Raw genomic sequence first — 16,748 nt, 5'->3', positions numbered from 1 at the left:
CTCTGCGCCGGTTGTAGTCTACAGCCTGCCAGGGATGAAAGGGTCGCGGGCGAGGCCAGCTGCCGTGGCATGGTTGTCTGGGGGATTGTTAACAAAAATGTGAACGAGATCACCGGATGGACAAGGGTTTAAGGCTGGAAATGGAGCAGAAAGGAGTAGAATGGCACTTTATTTTTGAGGGTCATTCGATGCCCAACTATCACTTTTTCACGCTGGGCCAGGCGCTTACCTATCTCGATGCCAATGCCCCGCGCTATAGCGATGAGCGTCGTCAACTGGTTGAGCAGGGATTTGCCGCCATGGCGGCCCCCATCTTTGCAGATACGCCGGTTGAAGCTCTGGCGTTGCTGCGCCAGCATCAGGCATGGAAGGAGGAAGCCATGGTCGATGCACTCTCCTTGACAGTTGCCACCGGGCCGACGCTCGTCTCCTGTTTGCAGGAGAACCCTTTATCCGCGAGTTGAACAGCATCATGGCACCATTGAGGTGGCGCCATGTTGCCGCTGTCCGCTTGCGATCTACCTCTGGTGCAGTTCGCCTTCCATTACCAGTAGAGTATCCATCCCCGCCGCCTTGCCAGCCTCAAGCCCGATCCGGGTATCTTCAAATACCAGACAGTTGGCGGGATTGGCGCCGAGCAGCTCGGCCACCCGCAAAAAGGTGTCGGGATGCGGTTTGTGGTTGGTGACATCATCGGCGCTCACCACCACAGAGATATAGGCATCGAGTCCGGTGCTTTTGAGGATGGCCTCCGCCTGATTGCGCGGTGAGCCGGTGCCAATCCCCATCTTGACCTTGCCGTGATAGTGCCTGACCAGCTCCCACATCTTGGGAAAGACGCTGACCTTGTCGATATGGGCCATGTAGAGGGCAATCTTGCGACGGGTAAAAGCCTCGACATCCACCGTCAGCCCCTGCTGCTCGGCCAGCATGGCGATGATCTTGCGGGTGGGAATGCCGCCGTACTGATAGAGCTGATCCCGCTCGAAGGGGATGCCGAATTCGGCGCAGGTGAGCTCCCAGGCATCCAGATGAAGGGGCATGGAATCTACCAAAGTGCCATCCATATCGAAAATCAGGGCATCGTAGTGATCAAACCCGTACTGCTCACGCTCGCTCATGGGGGCTCCTCGAATCAAATAGAGCAGGCTAGCAGAAACGGTCGGCACTTTGTGGGATCGGCTTCATGGTTGGGTAGATTGTGGCCGCCGTTTTTTCTATCTCTTGCTGATTTGTGAGACAATAATCCGTTCATTGCCGGATACTTTGGCATATCAGATCAGCGAGTCCGCTTATGACCTCGAAAATATCCCCTAAAACCATCTTCTCCAGTGTGGCGCTGGTGATTGCGCTCGGTTCACTGGAAAAGAGCATAGTCACCACCCCGCTGCCCATGATTGGCGCCGAGCTGCATGCCGGTGCCGCCCTCACCTGGGTGGTCACCGCCTACCTGCTGGCGGCCACCGCCGTGCTGCCCCTCTACGGCAAGTTGAGCGATCTCTTTGGCCGGGTGCGGATGCTCAATATCGGCATCGGCCTGTTTCTGGCGGGCTCGGTGGCCTGCGCCCTCTCCCAGGATCTGCAGACCCTGCTGGCAGCGCGGGTGCTGCAAGGGCTGGGGGGCGGCGGTCTGATTGCCCTCGCGTTTACCGTGATTGCCGACACCATTCCGCCGCGGGAGGTGGGCAAATATCAGGGCTACATTTCGGCGGTCTATGCGGTCTCCAGCATCGCTGGCCCCTTGCTCGGCGGCTACTTCACCGAGCAGCTCAGCTGGCGCTGGATCTTCTGGATCAATCTGCCGCTCGGGGCGCTGGCAGTCTTTCTCATCAACCGCAACCTCAAGCAACTCAACGTGCGTCGCCACAGTCGCTTCGACTGGAAGGGGGCGGCTCTGCTGATTACCGTCACCACGCTCACCCTGTTGCTGCTCTCGCCGGAGGCGGCGCTGCCCGCCGTCTGGCTCTCGGCGGCGCTGGGCGTTGCATTGCTGCTGCTGATTCTGATTGAGCGGCGCGCCCACGACCCCATATTGCCTGCCCATCTGGCACGGTTGCCCGGCTATCTGGTGAGCGTGCTGCTGGTGATGCTCTCCCAGCTGCTGATGTTTGCCGTGCTGGTCTATCTGCCGTTGCAGATGCAGTGGCAGAAGGGGTTGAGCGCCAGCGAGAGCGGCGCCATCATGGTCATCTTCATGATCTGCATCACTGCCGGCGCCTTTGTCGGCGGCAAGCTGATTGGCCGTACCGGTCACTACAAGAGCTTTGTCGCGGTGGGCTTTGGCCTCGCGGCAGTGGCTCTGTGGCAGATCCACTTCGATGCCTGGGTCAGACTGGCCCTCGGGTTTGCCGGTATTGGTCTCGGTCTGGTGCTGCCCGCCCTCTCGGTGGTGGTACAGAATGCCCTGCCACGGGAAGATCGCGGCATCGGCATGTCGCTGTTCAACTTCGGGCGGGAGCTTGGCGGTGCCGTCGGCGTGGCTATCTGCTCCATGCTGTTTCATTTCCGCCTGCCAGCCGGCAGCGGTGGCGATCTGAGTCGGCTTGCCCCCGATCTGCTGGCCCCGGGCTTCAGCGCGACCTATATCGGCATGGCGCTGATCGCCACACTGGCGCTGCTCATCACCTTGCTGGCGTTGAAGCGCCACGAGCTGGCCTCCATCAGCGCCTGATTTGGCCTGCGCCGATATTGGCTCACCATAGCTAGCATCAGGGCTCCCCGCGGGGAGCCCTGATTGTTATTTGGCGAATAGCCTGGCTGTTGCCATCAAGCCATACGTGGCTTACTCCTGCGCTGGACTCTCCTTGCCTGCAAGTTGACTCAACCAGGCGAAGCGGCGGTTGGCCTCCTGCTCCGCTTCTTCATAGAGCTGGCTGGCCACCTCCGGCAGCTGGCGCTCCAACCGCTGGAAGCGGGGCTCGTGGCGCAAGGTCTCGGCTAGCGAGGCATTGGGGGCCCGCGAGTCGAGCGCCAGCGGCAATTTACCCTCATCAGCGCGGCGCGGATCGAAGCGGTAGAGGGGCCAGAAGCCGGTGGCTGTCAGCTGCTTCATCTGCTCGTGGCTCTCGGCCATGTCGTAGCCATGCTCCTCGCAGGGGCTGTAGGCGATGATGAGCGAGGGCCCCGGATAGGCCTCCGCCTCCTGAATCGCCTTCACCGTCTGGTTCATCTGGGCGCCGAGGGAGATCTGCGCCACATAGACGTGGCCATACATCATCACGCTGGCCCCGAGATCCTTGCGCGCCTTGCGTTTGCCCTGCTCGCCAAACTTGGTGATGGCCCCGAGTGGCGTCGCCTTCGATTGCTGGCCGCCGGTGTTGGAGTAGCACTGGGTATCGAGCACCAGCACATTGATGTTCTCCCCCAGACTCAGCACATGGTCGAGTCCGCCAAAGCCGATGTCGTAGGCCCAGCCATCGCCACCGATGAGCCAGACCGATTTTTCCACCAGATAGTCTGCATCGCGAGCCAGCTCTTGGGCTGCCGGGGTCTGGCTCTCCTGCAGAAGCGCTCGCAACTGCTGGATATGGGCCCGCTGCTCGGAAACCGGCAGGGTGGCATCGCCGAGCTCCTCGCGCAGTGCTGCCGGAATGGTGTCGCCCAGGCTCGCCAGCAGACGGCGCACCCGCTCCCTGTGCTGATCGACGGTGAGGCGGAACCCCAGTCCGAACTCGGCGTTGTCTTCAAACAACGAGTTGGCCCAGGCTGGCCCGCGCCCATCGGCGTTGGTGGTGTAGGGGGTGGTAGGCAGGTTGCCGCCATAAATGGACGAGCAGCCGGTGGCGTTGGCAATCAGTAGCCGATCGCCATAGAGCTGGGTCAGCAGCTTGATGTAGGGGGTCTCGCCACAGCCGGAGCAGGCGCCCGAGTATTCAAACAGCGGCGAGATGAGCTGGGAGGTGCGGATGTCGATGCGCTCCAGCTGTTCGGCGCTGCGTTCAGGCAGGTCGAGGAAGAAATCATAGTTGGCCTTCTGCTCGTCGAGGTGATCGAGCCGTGAAGCCATATTGATCGCCTTGCGATCCGGGTTGTTGCGATCCTTGGCCGGGCACACCTCGACGCAGAGGTTGCAGCCGGTGCAATCCTCCGGCGCCACCTGCAGCACGTACTGCTGGCCGCGCATGTCACGGGATTTCACATCCAGCGCGTCGAGAGTGGCGGGAGCTGCGGCCAGCGCATCCGGTTCCACCACCTTGGCGCGAATGGCCGAGTGGGGACAGGCGGCGACGCAGTAGTTGCACTGGGTACAGAGCTCCGCCTCCCAGATGGGGATCTCCTTGGCGATATTGCGCTTCTCCCAGCGGGTGGTACCGACTGGCCAGGTGCCATCCGGCGGGAAGGCGGAGACCGGCAGGCTGTCACCCAGTCCCGCCAGCATGGCGGCGGTGACGGTCTGGACAAAGTCGGGTGCCTTGGACGAAACCACCGGCGGGCGGGGGCGGCTGGCGGGATCCAGCTCGCCCAGCGACACCCGGGTCAGGGCGTCGCAGGTTGCCTCCAGAGCCTGCCAGTTGCGTTCGACCAGCGCTTGTCCCTTGCTGCCATAGCTGGTGGCGATGGCTTGTTTCAGCAGGCTGGTAGCCTCCTCGGGGGGAATGATGGCGCTGAGCTGGAAGAAGGCCATCTGCATCACGGTATTGATGCGGTTGCCGAGCTGGCAGTCGCGGGCAATCTTGGCGGCGTTGATGATGTAGAAGCGCGCCTCTTTTTCGCGTAGGGCGTGCTGCACCTCGCTGGGGAGGCGCTGCCAGATCTCCGCTTCGCTGTAGGGGGTGTTGAGCAGGAAGATACCGCCCGCCTTCAAGCGCTCCGCCATCCGGTACTTGTCGACAAACTGCCACTGATGGCAGCCGATAAAGTCCGCCTCTTCCACCAGATAGGCCGATTGCAGCGGCCGCTCGCCCACTCGCAGGTGAGAGACGGTGAGGCCGCCCGCCTTCTTGGAGTCGTAGACGAAATAGCCCTGCGGATAGAGGTCGGTGTGGTTGCCGAGGATCTTGATGCTGTTCTTGGCCGCCGAGACGGTGCCATCGCTGCCAAGGCCGTAGAAGAGCGCCTCCAGCTTGTGTTGATGGCTGTGAATGAGGCTGTGCGAATCCAGCGCTGCCAGCGGCAGCGAGAGACCTGTGATGTCATCGAAGATGCCGACGGTAAAGCGCGGGCGCGGGTTCTCCTGTGCCAGTTCGGCAAACACCGCCAGCGCGCAGGTGGGGCCGAACTCTTTGGAGGAGAGGCCGTAGCGGCCGCCGATCACCCGCGGCAGGCTTGCCCGCTCGCCCCGGCTGACCGCCTCGGCCAGCGCCGTCATCACGTCGAGATAGAGGGGCTCGGCCTGTGCGCCCGGCTCCTTGGTGCGATCCAGCACGGCGATGGTGCGGGCACTCTCCGGAATCGCGGCCAACAGGTGTCCGGCCGAGAAGGGACGGAACAGCCGCACCTTCACCAGACCTACCTTCTCTCCTTGGGCCAGCAGGCGCTCGATCACCTCTTCACAGGTGCCGATGGCCGAGCCCATCAGCACCACTATCCGCTCCGCCTGCGGGTGGCCGACATATTCAAACGGCCGGTAGTGGCGGCCGGTCTGTTCGCCAAATGCCTGCATCGCCTCGCTCACATGACTATAGGCGGCGTCATACCAGGGGTTGCTCGCCTCCCGGCACTGGAAGTAGGTGTCCGGGTTGGCGGCGGTGCCGCGAATGACCGGTTTGTCGGGGGTGAGCGCCCGGTCACGATGGGCACGGATGGCATCTGCGGGCAGCAGGGCACGCAGGGTGTCGTCAGCGAGCGGCGCTATCTTGGCGATCTCGTGAGAGGTACGAAAGCCGTCGAAGAAGTGGATAAAGGGGAGGCGGCTGTTGAGGCTCGCTATCTGGGAGATCAGGGCAAAGTCCTGCGCCTCCTGCACATTGCTGGCACAGAGCATGGCGCAGCCGGTCTGGCGCACCGCCATCACGTCCGAATGATCACCAAAAATCGATAGCGCGTGGGTCGCCACGGTGCGCGCCGCCACATGCAGCACGAAGGGGATAAGCTGACCCGCCAGCTTGTAGAGGTTGGGGATCATCAGCAGCAAACCCTGCGACGAGGTAAACGAGGTCGCCAGCGCGCCGGTCTGCAGGGCGCCGTGGACGGCAGCGATGGCGCCCCCTTCCGACTGCATTTCGACAACCCGAGGCACATCCCCCCACAGGTTCTTGCCCCGCTCGCTCGACCAGGCCGACGACTGCTCAGCCATGGCCGAGCTGGGGGTGATGGGGTAGATGGCGATGACTTCGCTGGTGCGGTACGCCACCGAGGCGACTGCGTTATTCCCGTCTGTGGTGATCATCTGTTTTCCACTTTGCTATGCCAGTTTGAAGGCCGATAGTTGCATCGGCAATGGATAGGTCGCAGGCATAGTAAGAGGGGCAATGAGAGCGTATCAAACGGGATAAATAATCAATTAATAAGTCAGTAATAGTGGTTAATTTAATCCCACAGCGTGGGGGCATGATTTTATGCTAACAGCCAACGGGAGGTGGCTGACGGGCCATTGACATGGCCCGTCAGCACGGGGTTAACCCTGATCCACTTGCAGCCAGATGGCGCACTGATAAGGGGCGAAGAGTGGCAATGGTTCGCTTGGGTAATTGGCCAGCAGCAACCGCATCTTGTCTGTCACCTTGTCGAAGTGGGGCATCGGCAAGGGGTTCGCCGTGAGATTGGCGAGCAGCAGCAGGGTGTGTTGCTCGCCGCTGGCCGGATCCTGCCAGTGGCGGCGATAGCTGATGCGCTCGGGGTCATCCCCATCCAGCAGATCGAAATTGCCGTGGCGAACGACAGGGTGGGCCTTGCGCAGGGCGATAAGCTGGCGATAGCAGTGAAACGGCGAGTCGGGGCGGGCCAGCTGCTCGGCGGCATTAATCTCGATGTGATTGGCGTTGAGGGCAATCCAGGGTGTGGTGGCGCTGAAACCGGCGTGGGAGCCGGCGTCCCACTGCATCGGGGTACGGGCGTTGTCGCGGCCGATGGCATCGATCCGCCGACTCAGCTCGGCAGGATCCAGCCCTGAGTGGCTGGCGCGGTAGTTGAGCGCCTCCACATCGCGCAGCTCGCCCGGCTGCCAATGGCGGTTGGTCATGGCGAGCTCCTCCCCCTGATAGATGAAGGGAGTGCCCTGCATCATATGCAGCACCATGGCCCACAGCCTGGCGCTGGTTTCACGCCACTCTGGCCTGTCATCGCCAAAGTGTGATACGGCGCGGGGCAGGTCGTGGTTGCCGAGAAACAGGCTGTTCCAGCCCTGACCGTGCAGCCCTTGCTGGTGGCGGGCCATGGCCCGTTTGAAGGCGAGGGGATCGAAGCGGGATGACCACTTGTCACTGCCCAGCCCCAGATGCTCGAAGTTGAACACCATGCTGAACTCACTGCCATCGTGGTTCGAATAGTTCTGCATATGGGCAAGATCGGCTCCCCAGGTCTCACCGACAGTGATGATCCCCTTGCTACCAAAGCTGGCCTCATTGAGTTCACGGATATAGTCGTGCAGGCGCGGGCCGTTGCTCATGGCCAGTCGGTCCCACTCCTTGCTCACCATATCGATCACATCGAAGCGAAATCCCTTGATCCCTTTGCCCAGCCAGAAGTTGATCACCTCTGCCATCTCGGCACGCACCGCCGGGTTATCCCAGTCCAGATCGGCCTGACTGGGATCGAAGTTGTGCAGATAGTAGCGATCAAGCTCCGGCACATACTGCCAGCCGCTGCCGCCAAAAATCGAGGTGATGGGGTGAGCGTCAACGAAGGCTTGGTCGCGAAATACGTAGTAGTCCTGATAGCGGGGATCCCCCGCCAGCGCTTTCACAAACCACTCGTGCTCGGTGGAGGTATGGTTGGCGACGATATCCATCATGATGCCGATGCCGTGAGCGGCCGCTTCGGCTATCAGCTGCTCCATCTCGGTCAGGGTACCGAAGGCGGGGTCGATGGCACGGTAGTCCGCCACGTCATAGCCGTTGTCCCGCTTGGGGGAGCGATAGATGGGGGTGAGCCAGAGCATATCGACCCCGAGGGTGGCCAGATAGTCGAGGCGCTGACGAATGCCGTTGATGTCGCCCATGCCGTCGCCATCGCTGTCCTGAAAGCTCATGGGGTAGATCTGGTAGATGACGCAGCTATTGAGGTCGATATCGGGCGTGTGGAGGGGATGCGGGTTCATCAGCGTGGCCGGTTGGGGAGGAGGCTTTCCATCTTACGCAGATGCGCGGGCCCTCGACAGGGCGAGGGAAGGTTTGAAAAGGGTTCCATAGTTAGCTGATTGCCAAAAGTGCGGGAAGGGTCACAACTGGGCCATCCAGAGCCACGGCTGTGGTCGGGATGGCGCGGCACTTAGCGTTGATGCTATACGGGAATACCGGTTATTGAGCAGCCTTGGCCTGCTCGCTGCGCTGCTCCTGCTGGCGCTCGGTTTGGGCTTCCAGCTCCTTGCCGAGGAAGTAGTTCAGGAAGGTGCGGATCACCGCGATGATGGCGAGGCGGATCAGCTCTTCCTTGCTCGGCGCGACCGTGGTGGCCAGGATGTCTGCAGCTAGCTGGAACTCCAGCGCCAGAATGAGCCAGCTGCCAAAACAGAGGCGAATGCGCGGAAAGCCGGGTTGGTGATCCCGCACTCTTGCCGCCAGCCAGAGGGTCTTGCCAAGGCCAATGACCACACAGGCGATGGAGATGATCTCCAGTAGCAGCTGGAACAGCTCGACCCCGTGCATCATCCCCTCTTTCAGGCTCGCTATCTCAAACACTCGGGTCACCTCCCTGATTCAAAAGAGGACACTATTAACACATCGCTCGGCAAAGGCCAAATCCGGTTCAGGCAATCATTTTGAATTCAATCACATAGAGCGGCGGTAGATCGGGGTAGATATCGCGGATCACCTGTTTGAGCTCGGGGAGGGTCATGTTCTCCTGACGGGCATGCTCGTTATTGAGCTCATCGAAGGCGACCGCCTTGACCGAGAGCACCTCTATGGTGCCAAAGGGCTGGTGCTCCGGGTTGGTAAAGAGGGCCAGCCGCTGGCCGGGTTGCCAGTTGGCCTCGTTTTCGTCGCGGATGGTGATGGTCTTGCGGCCCGCCTGAATATCGGCAACGAAGCGGCTGAAGAAGGTGAATTCGGGATAGGGATGGGCAGACATGGTGACTCCTGACAGGGTGAATCGAAATGAGGTGAATGGAAATCAAAGATCGAGATAGGCGCGCAGCTTGGCCAGATCGGCGATAACGGGGCCATTGCTGCCGTCAGCCACTATGCCCTGTTCGACCAGCTCCTTGAGGGCGCGGCGGTAAACCCGCTCGGTGGTGCCGAAGTGGGCCGCCTCGTGAGCCCGCTTGCGCGATCCCAGCATGGGGGTGCGCTGGCGTTCTCGCCACAACTCGTAGGCGATGTTGTAGGCGATGGGGTGGAGCAGGCGGCTGGTGGTGATCTCCAGGGTGTCGAGATAGTCGCTGGCGAGTGCGGCGGCGAAAAAGAGGGTCAGCTCAGGCTCGGCCAGCAGGCGCTGGGCCAGTTTGTGGGCGCAGATGACCCGGGCATCCAGCTCGGTCTCAGCCACCACGTTCCACTGCACCGGGGTGGCGCTGAAGAACTCCATCTCGCCGAAGATCTGGCTGTGACACTCAATTTCGCCAAGCTGGAAGCGGCGGCCAGAGTGTACCGTGCTGTTGAGGGAGACCCGGCCATGTTCGACCAGATAGAGCTGCTCGCTCTGTTCCCCCTGCCGCATGATCAATTCGCCCGGCAGGTAACGGCGCAGAAACAGGGTGCAGGCGTCGAGCGCCGCGGCAAAGCGGGGTTCAAGCTGCTGGAGTTCGGCGTGAAAACGGCCGAGAGGGTAGGGCTGTTGCTGCATGACTTGCCTGTCGCACCGGATGACGAGGGCCATGAGGCTAGCAAGAGTGCGGGCCGGATACCAGCCCGCACGGTAGCGGATGTGCGGGAGTTAACGGTTTGCGGTTTATTGCACCAGGGCGTGGAGGGCGGCGGCGATGGCTTGCTGCTCACCGGCCATCATCGCCTGTTCGGCGCTGGCGTAATCCGCCACCCCTTGTTGCACATCCTGCTCGAACAGCACCACGTTGCAGAGCACGGCGGCGACCCGCACCTTGCGCAGGCGCCCCACGGCGAGCAGTGAGGCAGTCTCCATATCGGCGCCGAGCACGCCACGGGCATGCCAGTAGCGGCACACCTCCTGCTCGTCATCTCGATAGAAGCTGTCGTGGGAGCGTATCAGCCCGTGCCAATGAGGTTGGCCACTGGCCGCCACCTGATTGAGCAGGGCGGCTTGCAGCCAGATATCGGCGCAGGCGGGGTACTCGGCGGGCAGATAGGCCTGCGAGGCCCCCTCATTGCGTACCGCCGCTTCCACCACGATGAGATCGCCGAGCCCGATGTCGTGTTGCAGGGCACCGGCGGAGCCGACCCGTATAAGCGATGTGGCGCCGGCTTGCACCAGCTCCTCCAGCGCGATGATGGCCGAGGCGCCGCCGATGCCGGTGCTGCAGACCGTGATGGGCAGCCCATGATAGCGGCCGTTGATGAGGCGAAACTCCCGGTTTTGCCCCAGCACTTCACACTGTTCGAGCTGGCTGGCGATGCGATCGACCCGGGCCGGGTCGCCGCACAGTACCACCCGCTCGGCAATCTGGTCGGGGCGGCACTGCAGATGGGGTAACAGACTCATGGCTTACAGACCTTGTGGCTGGCGCTTGGCGGCAATCACCCAGAGGCGAGTGCCGTTGGCGGCGATAAACAGCAGGATCAGGTACTCCAGCGACATGGCGTAGACGCCCTGCGCGGCATAGACACCGATGCTGATGATGTTGATGACGACCCAGAGGATCCAGTTCTCCACGTATTTGCGGGTCATCAGGATCTGCGCGACCACCGAGAGCACCGTCATGGTGGCATCCCAGAAGGGGAAGGCATCAGGGGAGGGCTCGGGAGTGGCAAGTCCGGCACCAAACAGGTTGAGCAAAGCGACCGAGGTACGCGCCAGCGCAGCGAATACCGGGTCGATATAGCGGGTCAGCAGGGCGATGGCCAGCACGCTCACTACGGCAGTGACGATAAGCTTGGATTTGCTGAGCCAGCGGATCTGCAGGGTATCCCCCTGATCGTTGGCGGGGCGGGTCCAGGCGTACCAGCCGTAGACGTTGGCGCAGAAGAAGAACAGCTGCAGCATCAACAGCCCGTAGAGCTGGATCTGGAAGAAGATGATGGCAAACAGGCTGACGTTGATAAGGCCAAAAAGGTAGTTGATGGTTTTCTCCTGACTGGCGAACCAGATACAGGCTAGCCCGAACAGGGTACCGATGGCTTCAATCCATGACATGGCATAGCCGCCACCCAGCGGTATGGTCACTAGCGTGTTATTGATGCTGAACAGCTCGAATATGCTCATTTTCTGATCCTTGGGCATGAGGGTTAGTATGCGAGGGTGCCATTCTAAGGGGTGAGGGGGAGGAGGGGCAGGACTTTTGTCCGCCCCGTACTTGGCCCATATCAAAGAAATCGCCGCTGCTGCCCGGTTATTCCAGCAGTGATGGGTTATGGGGCCCCGGCGGGCCGGACTTTATTGATATGTAGCAAGATGATAGCGCCGTGGCTGTGGTCTGATAGAGTCCACTCTCCGGGAGGAGAATCACATGATAAAAGGAGGTTGTATTGAATTCCGAGCTTGTCTGGGTGCTCTGTCTGCTGGCTGGCGCCATCTATCTCTTCATGACCAACAAGGTGCGCATGGATGTGGTCGCCCTGTTGATCATTATCCTCTTTGTGCTGAGCGGCACCCTCACCCTGCCGGAGGCGCTGGCGGGCTTTAGCGATCCCAACGTCATTCTGATTGCCGCCCTGTTTGTGGTGGGTGAGGGGCTGGTGCGCACCGGCATCGCCTATCAGGTGGGGGATGCGCTGGTGAAGGTGGCGGGTAGCAGCGAGACCAAGCTGCTGGTACTGCTGATGGTGGCGGTGGCAAGTCTTGGGGCTGTGATGAGCAGCACCGGGGTGGTGGCCATCTTTATCCCGGTGGTGCTGAGCGTGGCGAACCGGATGGGGATCCCGGCCGGTCGCCTGATGATGCCCCTCGGTTTTGCCGGGCTGATCAGCGGCATGATGACGCTGGTGGCCACGCCCCCCAACATGGTGGTCAACAGCGAGCTGATGCGTCACGGCATTCACGGTTTCGGGTTCTTCGATTTCACCCCCATGGGCCTGCTGATCCTGGGGCTGGGCATCCTCTACATGCTGCTGGTGCGCGGCTCCTTGGTGGGCGAGGGAGAAGAGGGCAAAGGCAAGCCGACCGGGCGCCGCACCCTGCGCGATCTGATCCGAGACTACCGATTGGCCGGTCGGGCTCGTCGTCTGGCGCTGCGGCCGGACTCCCCGCTGATTGGTCACACCCTGGACGAGCTGCAACTGCGTGCCCGTTATGGTGCCCACGTCATCGGGGTGGAGCGCTGGCGCAAGTTTCGCCGGGTGATGGTGCCGGTGTCGGGGATCAGTGAATTTCAGGCCAAGGATGTGCTGCTGATCGACATGTCAGACCCCGAGGTGGATGTGCGGGCGTTTTGCAGCGAGGCGCGGCTCGAACCCATGATCCTGCGCGGGGAGTACTTCTCCGATCAGGCGCGGGAGGTGGGGATGGCCGAGGTGTCGCTGATCCCCGAGTCCAAGCTGCTGGGTAAAAGCGTGCGTGAGGTGACCTTCCGCTCCAGCTATGGCCTGAGCGTGGTGGGGCTGCGCCGCGACGGTGAGGCACTGGCAGGCAAGCTGGTAGACGAGCCGTTGCAGATGGGCGACACCCTGCTGGTGGTAGGGAATTGGAGCCACATCAGACAGTTGCAGACCCATAGCCGCGACTTTCTGCTGATGGGGCTGCCCGCCGAAGTGGACGAGATGGCCCCCGCCCGCAGTCAGGCCATTCATGCCCTCTTCTGTCTTGGAGTGATGATCCTGCTGATGGTGACCGATCCGGTGCCCAACGTGATTGCCGCGCTGATCGCCTGTCTGCTGATGGGCAAGTTTCGCTGCATCGACATGGAGAGTGCCTACAAGTCGATCCACTGGCCGACCCTGATCCTCATCGTCGGCATGCTCCCCTTCGCGCTGGCGTTGCAAAAAACCGGCGGGGTGGATCTGATCGTCGGTGGTCTGATCAATGCGGTAGGGGAGATGGGGCCGCGGGTCATGCTGGCCAGCCTGTTTGCCCTCTGCGCGGTGATCGGGCTCTTTATCTCCAACACGGCGACGGCGGTATTGATGGCGCCTATTGCGCTGGGCACGGCCCAGCAGATGGGGGTATCGCCCTATCCGTTTGCCATGACCATTGCCATCGCCGCCTCGGCCGCTTTTATGACGCCGGTCTCGTCACCGGTGAATACCCTGGTGCTGGGGCCGGGCAACTACAAGTTTGCCGATTTTATCCGTATCGGGGTGCCATTCACCCTGTTGGTGATGGCGGTGAGCGTGGTAGCGATCCCCTGGTTCTTCCCGTTCTGATAACCGGGATGATGAATGTGTGCACCAGCGGCCTGCGGGCCGCTTTTTTATGGCAGGGAGACAAGAGTGGCAAGGCGTGCTCGGAATCAGTGAAGAGTGATGTGGACTGGAATTAACGTGGAGATGGGTTAATAGAGGAGCGAGAGAAAAACTGGGGAGAGGCAAATTTCAGATACAAAAAAACCAGCGTGAGCTGGTCTGTTTGGTACTGCTATTAATGGTGCGGAAGGAGAGACTCGAACTCTCACGCCTAGGGCGCCAGAACCTAAATCTGGTGCGTCTACCAATTTCGCCACTTCCGCAATATTAATGGTGGCTATGACGGGATTCGAACCTGTGACCCCCGCATTATGAGTGCGATGCTCTAACCAACTGAGCTACATAGCCGTTTGTTATCGACCACAGATGTGGAAGAGAACAGAAAAATGGCTGGGGTACTAGGATTCGAACCTAGGGATGGCGAGATCAAAACCCGCTGCCTTACCGCTTGGCGATACCCCAACAGAAATAATGGTGGCTATGACGGGATTCGAACCTGTGACCCCCGCATTATGAGTGCGATGCTCTAACCAACTGAGCTACATAGCCGTTTGTTATCAACCACAGATGTGGAAGAGAACAGAAAATGGCTGGGGTACTAGGATTCGAACCTAGGGATGGCGAGATCAAAACCCGCTGCCTTACCGCTTGGCGATACCCCAACAGTGATGCCTGACAGAAACTATCAAACACCTTTCAAAAATGGCTGGGGTACTAGGATTCGAACCTAGGGATGGCGAGATCAAAACCCGCTGCCTTACCGCTTGGCGATACCCCAACAGTGATGCCTGACAGAAACTATCAAACACCTTTCAAAAATGGCTGGGGTACTAGGATTCGAACCTAGGGATGGCGAGATCAAAACCCGCTGCCTTACCGCTTGGCGATACCCCAACTAGAGATGGTGGCTATGACGGGATTCGAACCTGTGACCCCCGCATTATGAGTGCGATGCTCTAACCAACTGAGCTACATAGCCAACCTTGCTTCCGGTGAGTCGTTACCTCGTCACCGTGCGGGCCGAATTATGCGTATCTGGCTCTGGGGCGTCAACCCTTTTTTTGCCAGAAAAACGCAATTTGAGTGCGTTTGACCAGTTATTGGTCTCTGTTGCGCAAAAGCCCAACAATCTGCTTTTTTTTACGACATTGCCATGATTGCCCGGGCAATGGCAGATAAAAAACAGGCCAGCAAATGCTGGCCTGTCATGGGATTAGACGTTGAACAGGAAATTCATGATATCGCCATCTTTGACGATGTAATCTTTCCCTTCAGCGCGCATCTTGCCCGCTTCCTTGGCGCCTTGCTCACCCTTGTAGTTGATAAAGTCTTCAAAGGCGATGGTTTGGGCGCGAATAAAGCCTTTTTCAAAGTCAGTGTGGATCTTGCCAGCCGCTTGCGGGGCAGTGGCACCGACCGGAATAGTCCAGGCGCGTACCTCTTTCACACCGGCGGTGAAGTAGGTCTGCAGGTTGAGCAGCTGGTAGCCGGAGCGGATAACGCGGTTCAGGCCCGGCTCTTCGATGCCAAGGTCAGCCATGAACTCGGCGCGATCTTCATCGTCCAGTTCGGCGATGTCGGCTTCGATGGCGCAGCAGACCACGACCACGACCGCGTTCTCGGCGGCGGCGATTTCACGCACCTTGTCCAGATAGGGGTTGTTCTCGAAGCCATCTTCCGCCACGTTGGCGATATACATGGTGGGTTTCAGGGTCAGGAAGTTGAGGTGGCTCACGGCGGCCAGCTCTTCCTTATCCAGCTTCATGCCGCGGATCATCTGGCCGTTTTCCAGCGCAACCTTGATCTTCTCAAGCACTTCCACTTCCAGCTTGGCATCCTTGTCGCCGCCTTTGGCGCGCTTGGACTGACGGTGAATGGCGCGCTCGCAGGCGTCCAGATCCGACAGGGCCAGCTCGGTGTTGATCACTTCGATATCGTCAGCGGGAGAGACCTTGCCGGCAACGTGAATGATGTTCTCGTCATCGAAGCAGCGCACAACGTGGCCGATCGCTTCGGTTTCACGGATGTTGGCCAGGAACTGGTTACCCAGACCTTCACCCTTGGAGGCTCCGGCAACCAGACCGGCTATGTCGACGAATTCCATGGTGGTCGGCACAACGCGCTGCGGATTGATGATGGCAGCCAGCTGATCGAGGCGGGGATCCGGCATCGGCACCACACCTGTGTTCGGCTCGATGGTGCAGAACGGGAAGTTGGCGGCTTCGATACCGGCCTTGGTCAGCGCGTTGAACAGGGTGGATTTGCCTACATTGGGCAGGCCCACGATACCGCATTTAAAACCCATGGATTGTTACCTTACTTGATGGATGCTGTTGGGGGTCGCCCGCAGGCGGCCCATGTCATGCTTGTTCTGGTCGTTGCTCATGTACCGGCACAATGCCCGTACAGGGTCAAACCGACCTAACCCTTTTCAGCCTTGAAGCTGTGCAAGCGATTCATGGCCTTGGTCATATCTTGTTTGAACAGGATGTCGGTGGCACGCAGGGACTCGTCCAGCGCGGCGTCGATCAGGTTCTGTTCACTGCTGGGGGCCTTGGTCAGGACGAAGCCAGCCACCTGCTCTTTGCTGCCGGGATGGCCGATCCCGAGACGCAGCCGGAAGAAGTTATTGTTGTTGCCCATCTTGGCGATGATGTCCTTGAGGCCGTTATGGCCACCGTGACCACCACCCTGCTTGAACTTGGCGATGCCCGGCGGCAGATCCAGTTCGTCATGGGCCACCAGAATCGCTTCCGGCTCAATCTGATAAAAACGCGCCAGTGCGGCCACCGCCTTGCCGGAGAGGTTCATATAAGTGTTCGGGATGAGCAGCCGCACATCCTGCCCCTCGACCAGGATGCGGGCAGTATGGCCGAAGAACTTGGGTTCTTCACGCAGGCTGACATTGTGCCAGCGGGCCAGTTGCTCCACATACCAGGCGCCCGCGTTGTGGCGGGTCTTGGCATATTCCGGGCCGGGGTTGCCCAGTCCGACGATCAGTTTGATTTCGCTTGTCACGCTTGATGTCTTCACTCGCAGCTGCCGTGGGCACACTACCCAGGGCAATAGGACGCAATATTCTAGCCGCCGAGTGGCGATCACTCAACCAATGCGCATGTTATGGCGGGATTTGCAGCATTATTGCGGCCAATGGGTGGCTAACGGTGGGCAAACGGGCCT

13 protein-coding genes and 8 tRNA genes are annotated in these 16,748 nt (G+C 60.4%); 3 read left to right on the top strand and 18 right to left on the bottom strand.

What is annotated here, in order from left to right:
* Nucleotides 1-116 precede the first annotated feature (116 nt).
* Nucleotides 117-464, top strand: a complete 348-nt coding sequence (locus I6L44_RS11315; RefSeq protein WP_254204217.1) for a hypothetical protein — start codon at nucleotides 117-119, stop codon at nucleotides 462-464.
* A gap of 54 nt (nucleotides 465-518) precedes the next feature.
* Here the strand turns inward: I6L44_RS11315 and I6L44_RS11310 are convergent, their stop codons facing one another.
* Entirely contained in the window at nucleotides 519-1,121 is a 603-nt protein-coding gene (locus tag I6L44_RS11310; protein WP_216951862.1) for an HAD family phosphatase, read from the bottom strand.
* A gap of 173 nt (nucleotides 1,122-1,294) precedes the next feature.
* Between I6L44_RS11310 and I6L44_RS11305 the strand changes: the two genes are divergently transcribed.
* Nucleotides 1,295-2,671: an MDR family MFS transporter gene (locus I6L44_RS11305; RefSeq protein WP_216951861.1), complete on the top strand. Its 1,377-nt coding sequence runs from the start codon at nucleotides 1,295-1,297 to the stop codon at nucleotides 2,669-2,671.
* Nucleotides 2,672-2,782: 111 nt separating this feature from the next.
* On the opposite strand, the gene nifJ is transcribed toward I6L44_RS11305, so the two are convergent.
* The 7 genes from nifJ to pnuC form a co-directional block, all read right to left on the bottom strand.
* Entirely contained in the window at nucleotides 2,783-6,328 is a 3,546-nt protein-coding gene (gene nifJ, locus I6L44_RS11300; protein WP_216951860.1) for a pyruvate:ferredoxin (flavodoxin) oxidoreductase, read from the bottom strand.
* 228 nt (nucleotides 6,329-6,556) lie between these two features.
* Nucleotides 6,557-8,197, bottom strand: coding sequence for an alpha-glucosidase (locus tag I6L44_RS11295; protein ID WP_216951859.1), 1,641 nt, complete (start codon nucleotides 8,195-8,197; stop codon nucleotides 6,557-6,559).
* A gap of 199 nt (nucleotides 8,198-8,396) precedes the next feature.
* Nucleotides 8,397-8,777 (bottom strand): DUF1622 domain-containing protein, encoded by a 381-nt coding sequence (locus I6L44_RS11290; RefSeq protein ID WP_127005888.1) that lies wholly within the window; start codon nucleotides 8,775-8,777, stop codon nucleotides 8,397-8,399.
* Nucleotides 8,778-8,844: 67 nt separating this feature from the next.
* A complete protein-coding gene (gene yqfB / locus I6L44_RS11285; protein WP_216951858.1) occupies nucleotides 8,845-9,168 on the bottom strand; it encodes a N(4)-acetylcytidine aminohydrolase in 324 nt (107 codons plus the stop codon).
* 42 nt (nucleotides 9,169-9,210) lie between these two features.
* Nucleotides 9,211-9,882 carry a Crp/Fnr family transcriptional regulator gene (locus I6L44_RS11280; RefSeq protein ID WP_216951857.1) on the bottom strand — a complete coding sequence of 224 codons (672 nt, stop codon included), beginning with the start codon at nucleotides 9,880-9,882 and terminating at the stop codon, nucleotides 9,211-9,213.
* A gap of 105 nt (nucleotides 9,883-9,987) precedes the next feature.
* Entirely contained in the window at nucleotides 9,988-10,713 is a 726-nt protein-coding gene (locus I6L44_RS11275; RefSeq protein ID WP_216951856.1) for a nucleoside phosphorylase, read from the bottom strand.
* A gap of 3 nt (nucleotides 10,714-10,716) precedes the next feature.
* The gene (gene pnuC, locus I6L44_RS11270; protein ID WP_216951855.1) at nucleotides 10,717-11,433 is read right to left on the bottom strand and encodes a nicotinamide riboside transporter PnuC; all 717 of its coding nucleotides are present in this window, start codon (nucleotides 11,431-11,433) and stop codon (nucleotides 10,717-10,719) included.
* Nucleotides 11,434-11,696: 263 nt separating this feature from the next.
* On the opposite strand from pnuC, the gene I6L44_RS11265 reads away from it, so the two are divergent.
* Nucleotides 11,697-13,529, top strand: a complete 1,833-nt coding sequence (locus I6L44_RS11265; protein ID WP_157162129.1) for an SLC13 family permease — start codon at nucleotides 11,697-11,699, stop codon at nucleotides 13,527-13,529.
* A gap of 218 nt (nucleotides 13,530-13,747) precedes the next feature.
* Here the strand turns inward: I6L44_RS11265 and I6L44_RS11260 are convergent.
* The 10 genes from I6L44_RS11260 to pth all read right to left on the bottom strand — a co-directional run bounded on the left by I6L44_RS11260 (nucleotide 13,748) and on the right by pth (nucleotide 16,586).
* Nucleotides 13,748-13,831 (bottom strand) — tRNA-Leu (locus tag I6L44_RS11260).
* 8 nt (nucleotides 13,832-13,839) lie between these two features.
* A tRNA-Met gene (locus I6L44_RS11255) sits at nucleotides 13,840-13,916 on the bottom strand.
* Nucleotides 13,917-13,955: 39 nt separating this feature from the next.
* Nucleotides 13,956-14,030: transfer RNA gene (locus I6L44_RS11250), tRNA-Gln, on the bottom strand.
* Between the two features lie 10 nt (nucleotides 14,031-14,040).
* A tRNA-Met gene (locus tag I6L44_RS11245) sits at nucleotides 14,041-14,117 on the bottom strand.
* Between the two features lie 38 nt (nucleotides 14,118-14,155).
* A tRNA-Gln gene (locus I6L44_RS11240) sits at nucleotides 14,156-14,230 on the bottom strand.
* Nucleotides 14,231-14,271: 41 nt separating this feature from the next.
* Nucleotides 14,272-14,346, bottom strand: a tRNA-Gln gene (locus tag I6L44_RS11235).
* 41 nt (nucleotides 14,347-14,387) lie between these two features.
* A tRNA-Gln gene (locus I6L44_RS11230) sits at nucleotides 14,388-14,462 on the bottom strand.
* Between the two features lie 8 nt (nucleotides 14,463-14,470).
* Nucleotides 14,471-14,547, bottom strand: a tRNA-Met gene (locus I6L44_RS11225).
* Between the two features lie 234 nt (nucleotides 14,548-14,781).
* A complete protein-coding gene (gene ychF, locus I6L44_RS11220) occupies nucleotides 14,782-15,873 on the bottom strand; it encodes a redox-regulated ATPase YchF (protein WP_005353921.1) in 1,092 nt (363 codons plus the stop codon).
* A gap of 116 nt (nucleotides 15,874-15,989) precedes the next feature.
* A complete protein-coding gene (gene pth / locus I6L44_RS11215; RefSeq protein ID WP_058059203.1) occupies nucleotides 15,990-16,586 on the bottom strand; it encodes an aminoacyl-tRNA hydrolase in 597 nt (198 codons plus the stop codon).
* Nucleotides 16,587-16,748: the final 162 nt, after the last annotated feature.

Source organism: Aeromonas sp. FDAARGOS 1414 (genome assembly GCF_019047065.1).
In the GTDB taxonomy this organism is placed as follows: Bacteria; Pseudomonadota; Gammaproteobacteria; order Enterobacterales; family Aeromonadaceae; genus Aeromonas; species Aeromonas veronii_A.
Note: the sequence above shows the minus strand (reverse complement) of the source record. Positions and strands in the feature narration are given on the sequence as shown.

What these genes read in the sequence shown, in the direction of transcription:
- nifJ (WP_216951860.1), bottom strand. Translation starts at nt 6,328, where the DNA reads ATGATCACCACAGACGGGAATAACGCAGTCGCCTCGGTGGCGTACCGC.
- I6L44_RS11295 (WP_216951859.1), bottom strand. Translation starts at nt 8,197, where the DNA reads ATGAACCCGCATCCCCTCCACACGCCCGATATCGACCTCAATAGCTGC.
- pnuC (WP_216951855.1), bottom strand. Translation starts at nt 11,433, where the DNA reads ATGAGCATATTCGAGCTGTTCAGCATCAATAACACGCTAGTGACCATA.
- ychF (WP_005353921.1), bottom strand. Translation starts at nt 15,873, where the DNA reads ATGGGTTTTAAATGCGGTATCGTGGGCCTGCCCAATGTAGGCAAATCC.
- yqfB (WP_216951858.1), bottom strand. Translation starts at nt 9,168, where the DNA reads ATGTCTGCCCATCCCTATCCCGAATTCACCTTCTTCAGCCGCTTCGTT.
- I6L44_RS11315 (WP_254204217.1), top strand. Translation starts at nt 117, where the DNA reads ATGGACAAGGGTTTAAGGCTGGAAATGGAGCAGAAAGGAGTAGAATGG.
- I6L44_RS11280 (WP_216951857.1), bottom strand. Translation starts at nt 9,882, where the DNA reads ATGCAGCAACAGCCCTACCCTCTCGGCCGTTTTCACGCCGAACTCCAG.
- I6L44_RS11275 (WP_216951856.1), bottom strand. Translation starts at nt 10,713, where the DNA reads ATGAGTCTGTTACCCCATCTGCAGTGCCGCCCCGACCAGATTGCCGAG.
- I6L44_RS11310 (WP_216951862.1), bottom strand. Translation starts at nt 1,121, where the DNA reads ATGAGCGAGCGTGAGCAGTACGGGTTTGATCACTACGATGCCCTGATT.
- I6L44_RS11305 (WP_216951861.1), top strand. Translation starts at nt 1,295, where the DNA reads ATGACCTCGAAAATATCCCCTAAAACCATCTTCTCCAGTGTGGCGCTG.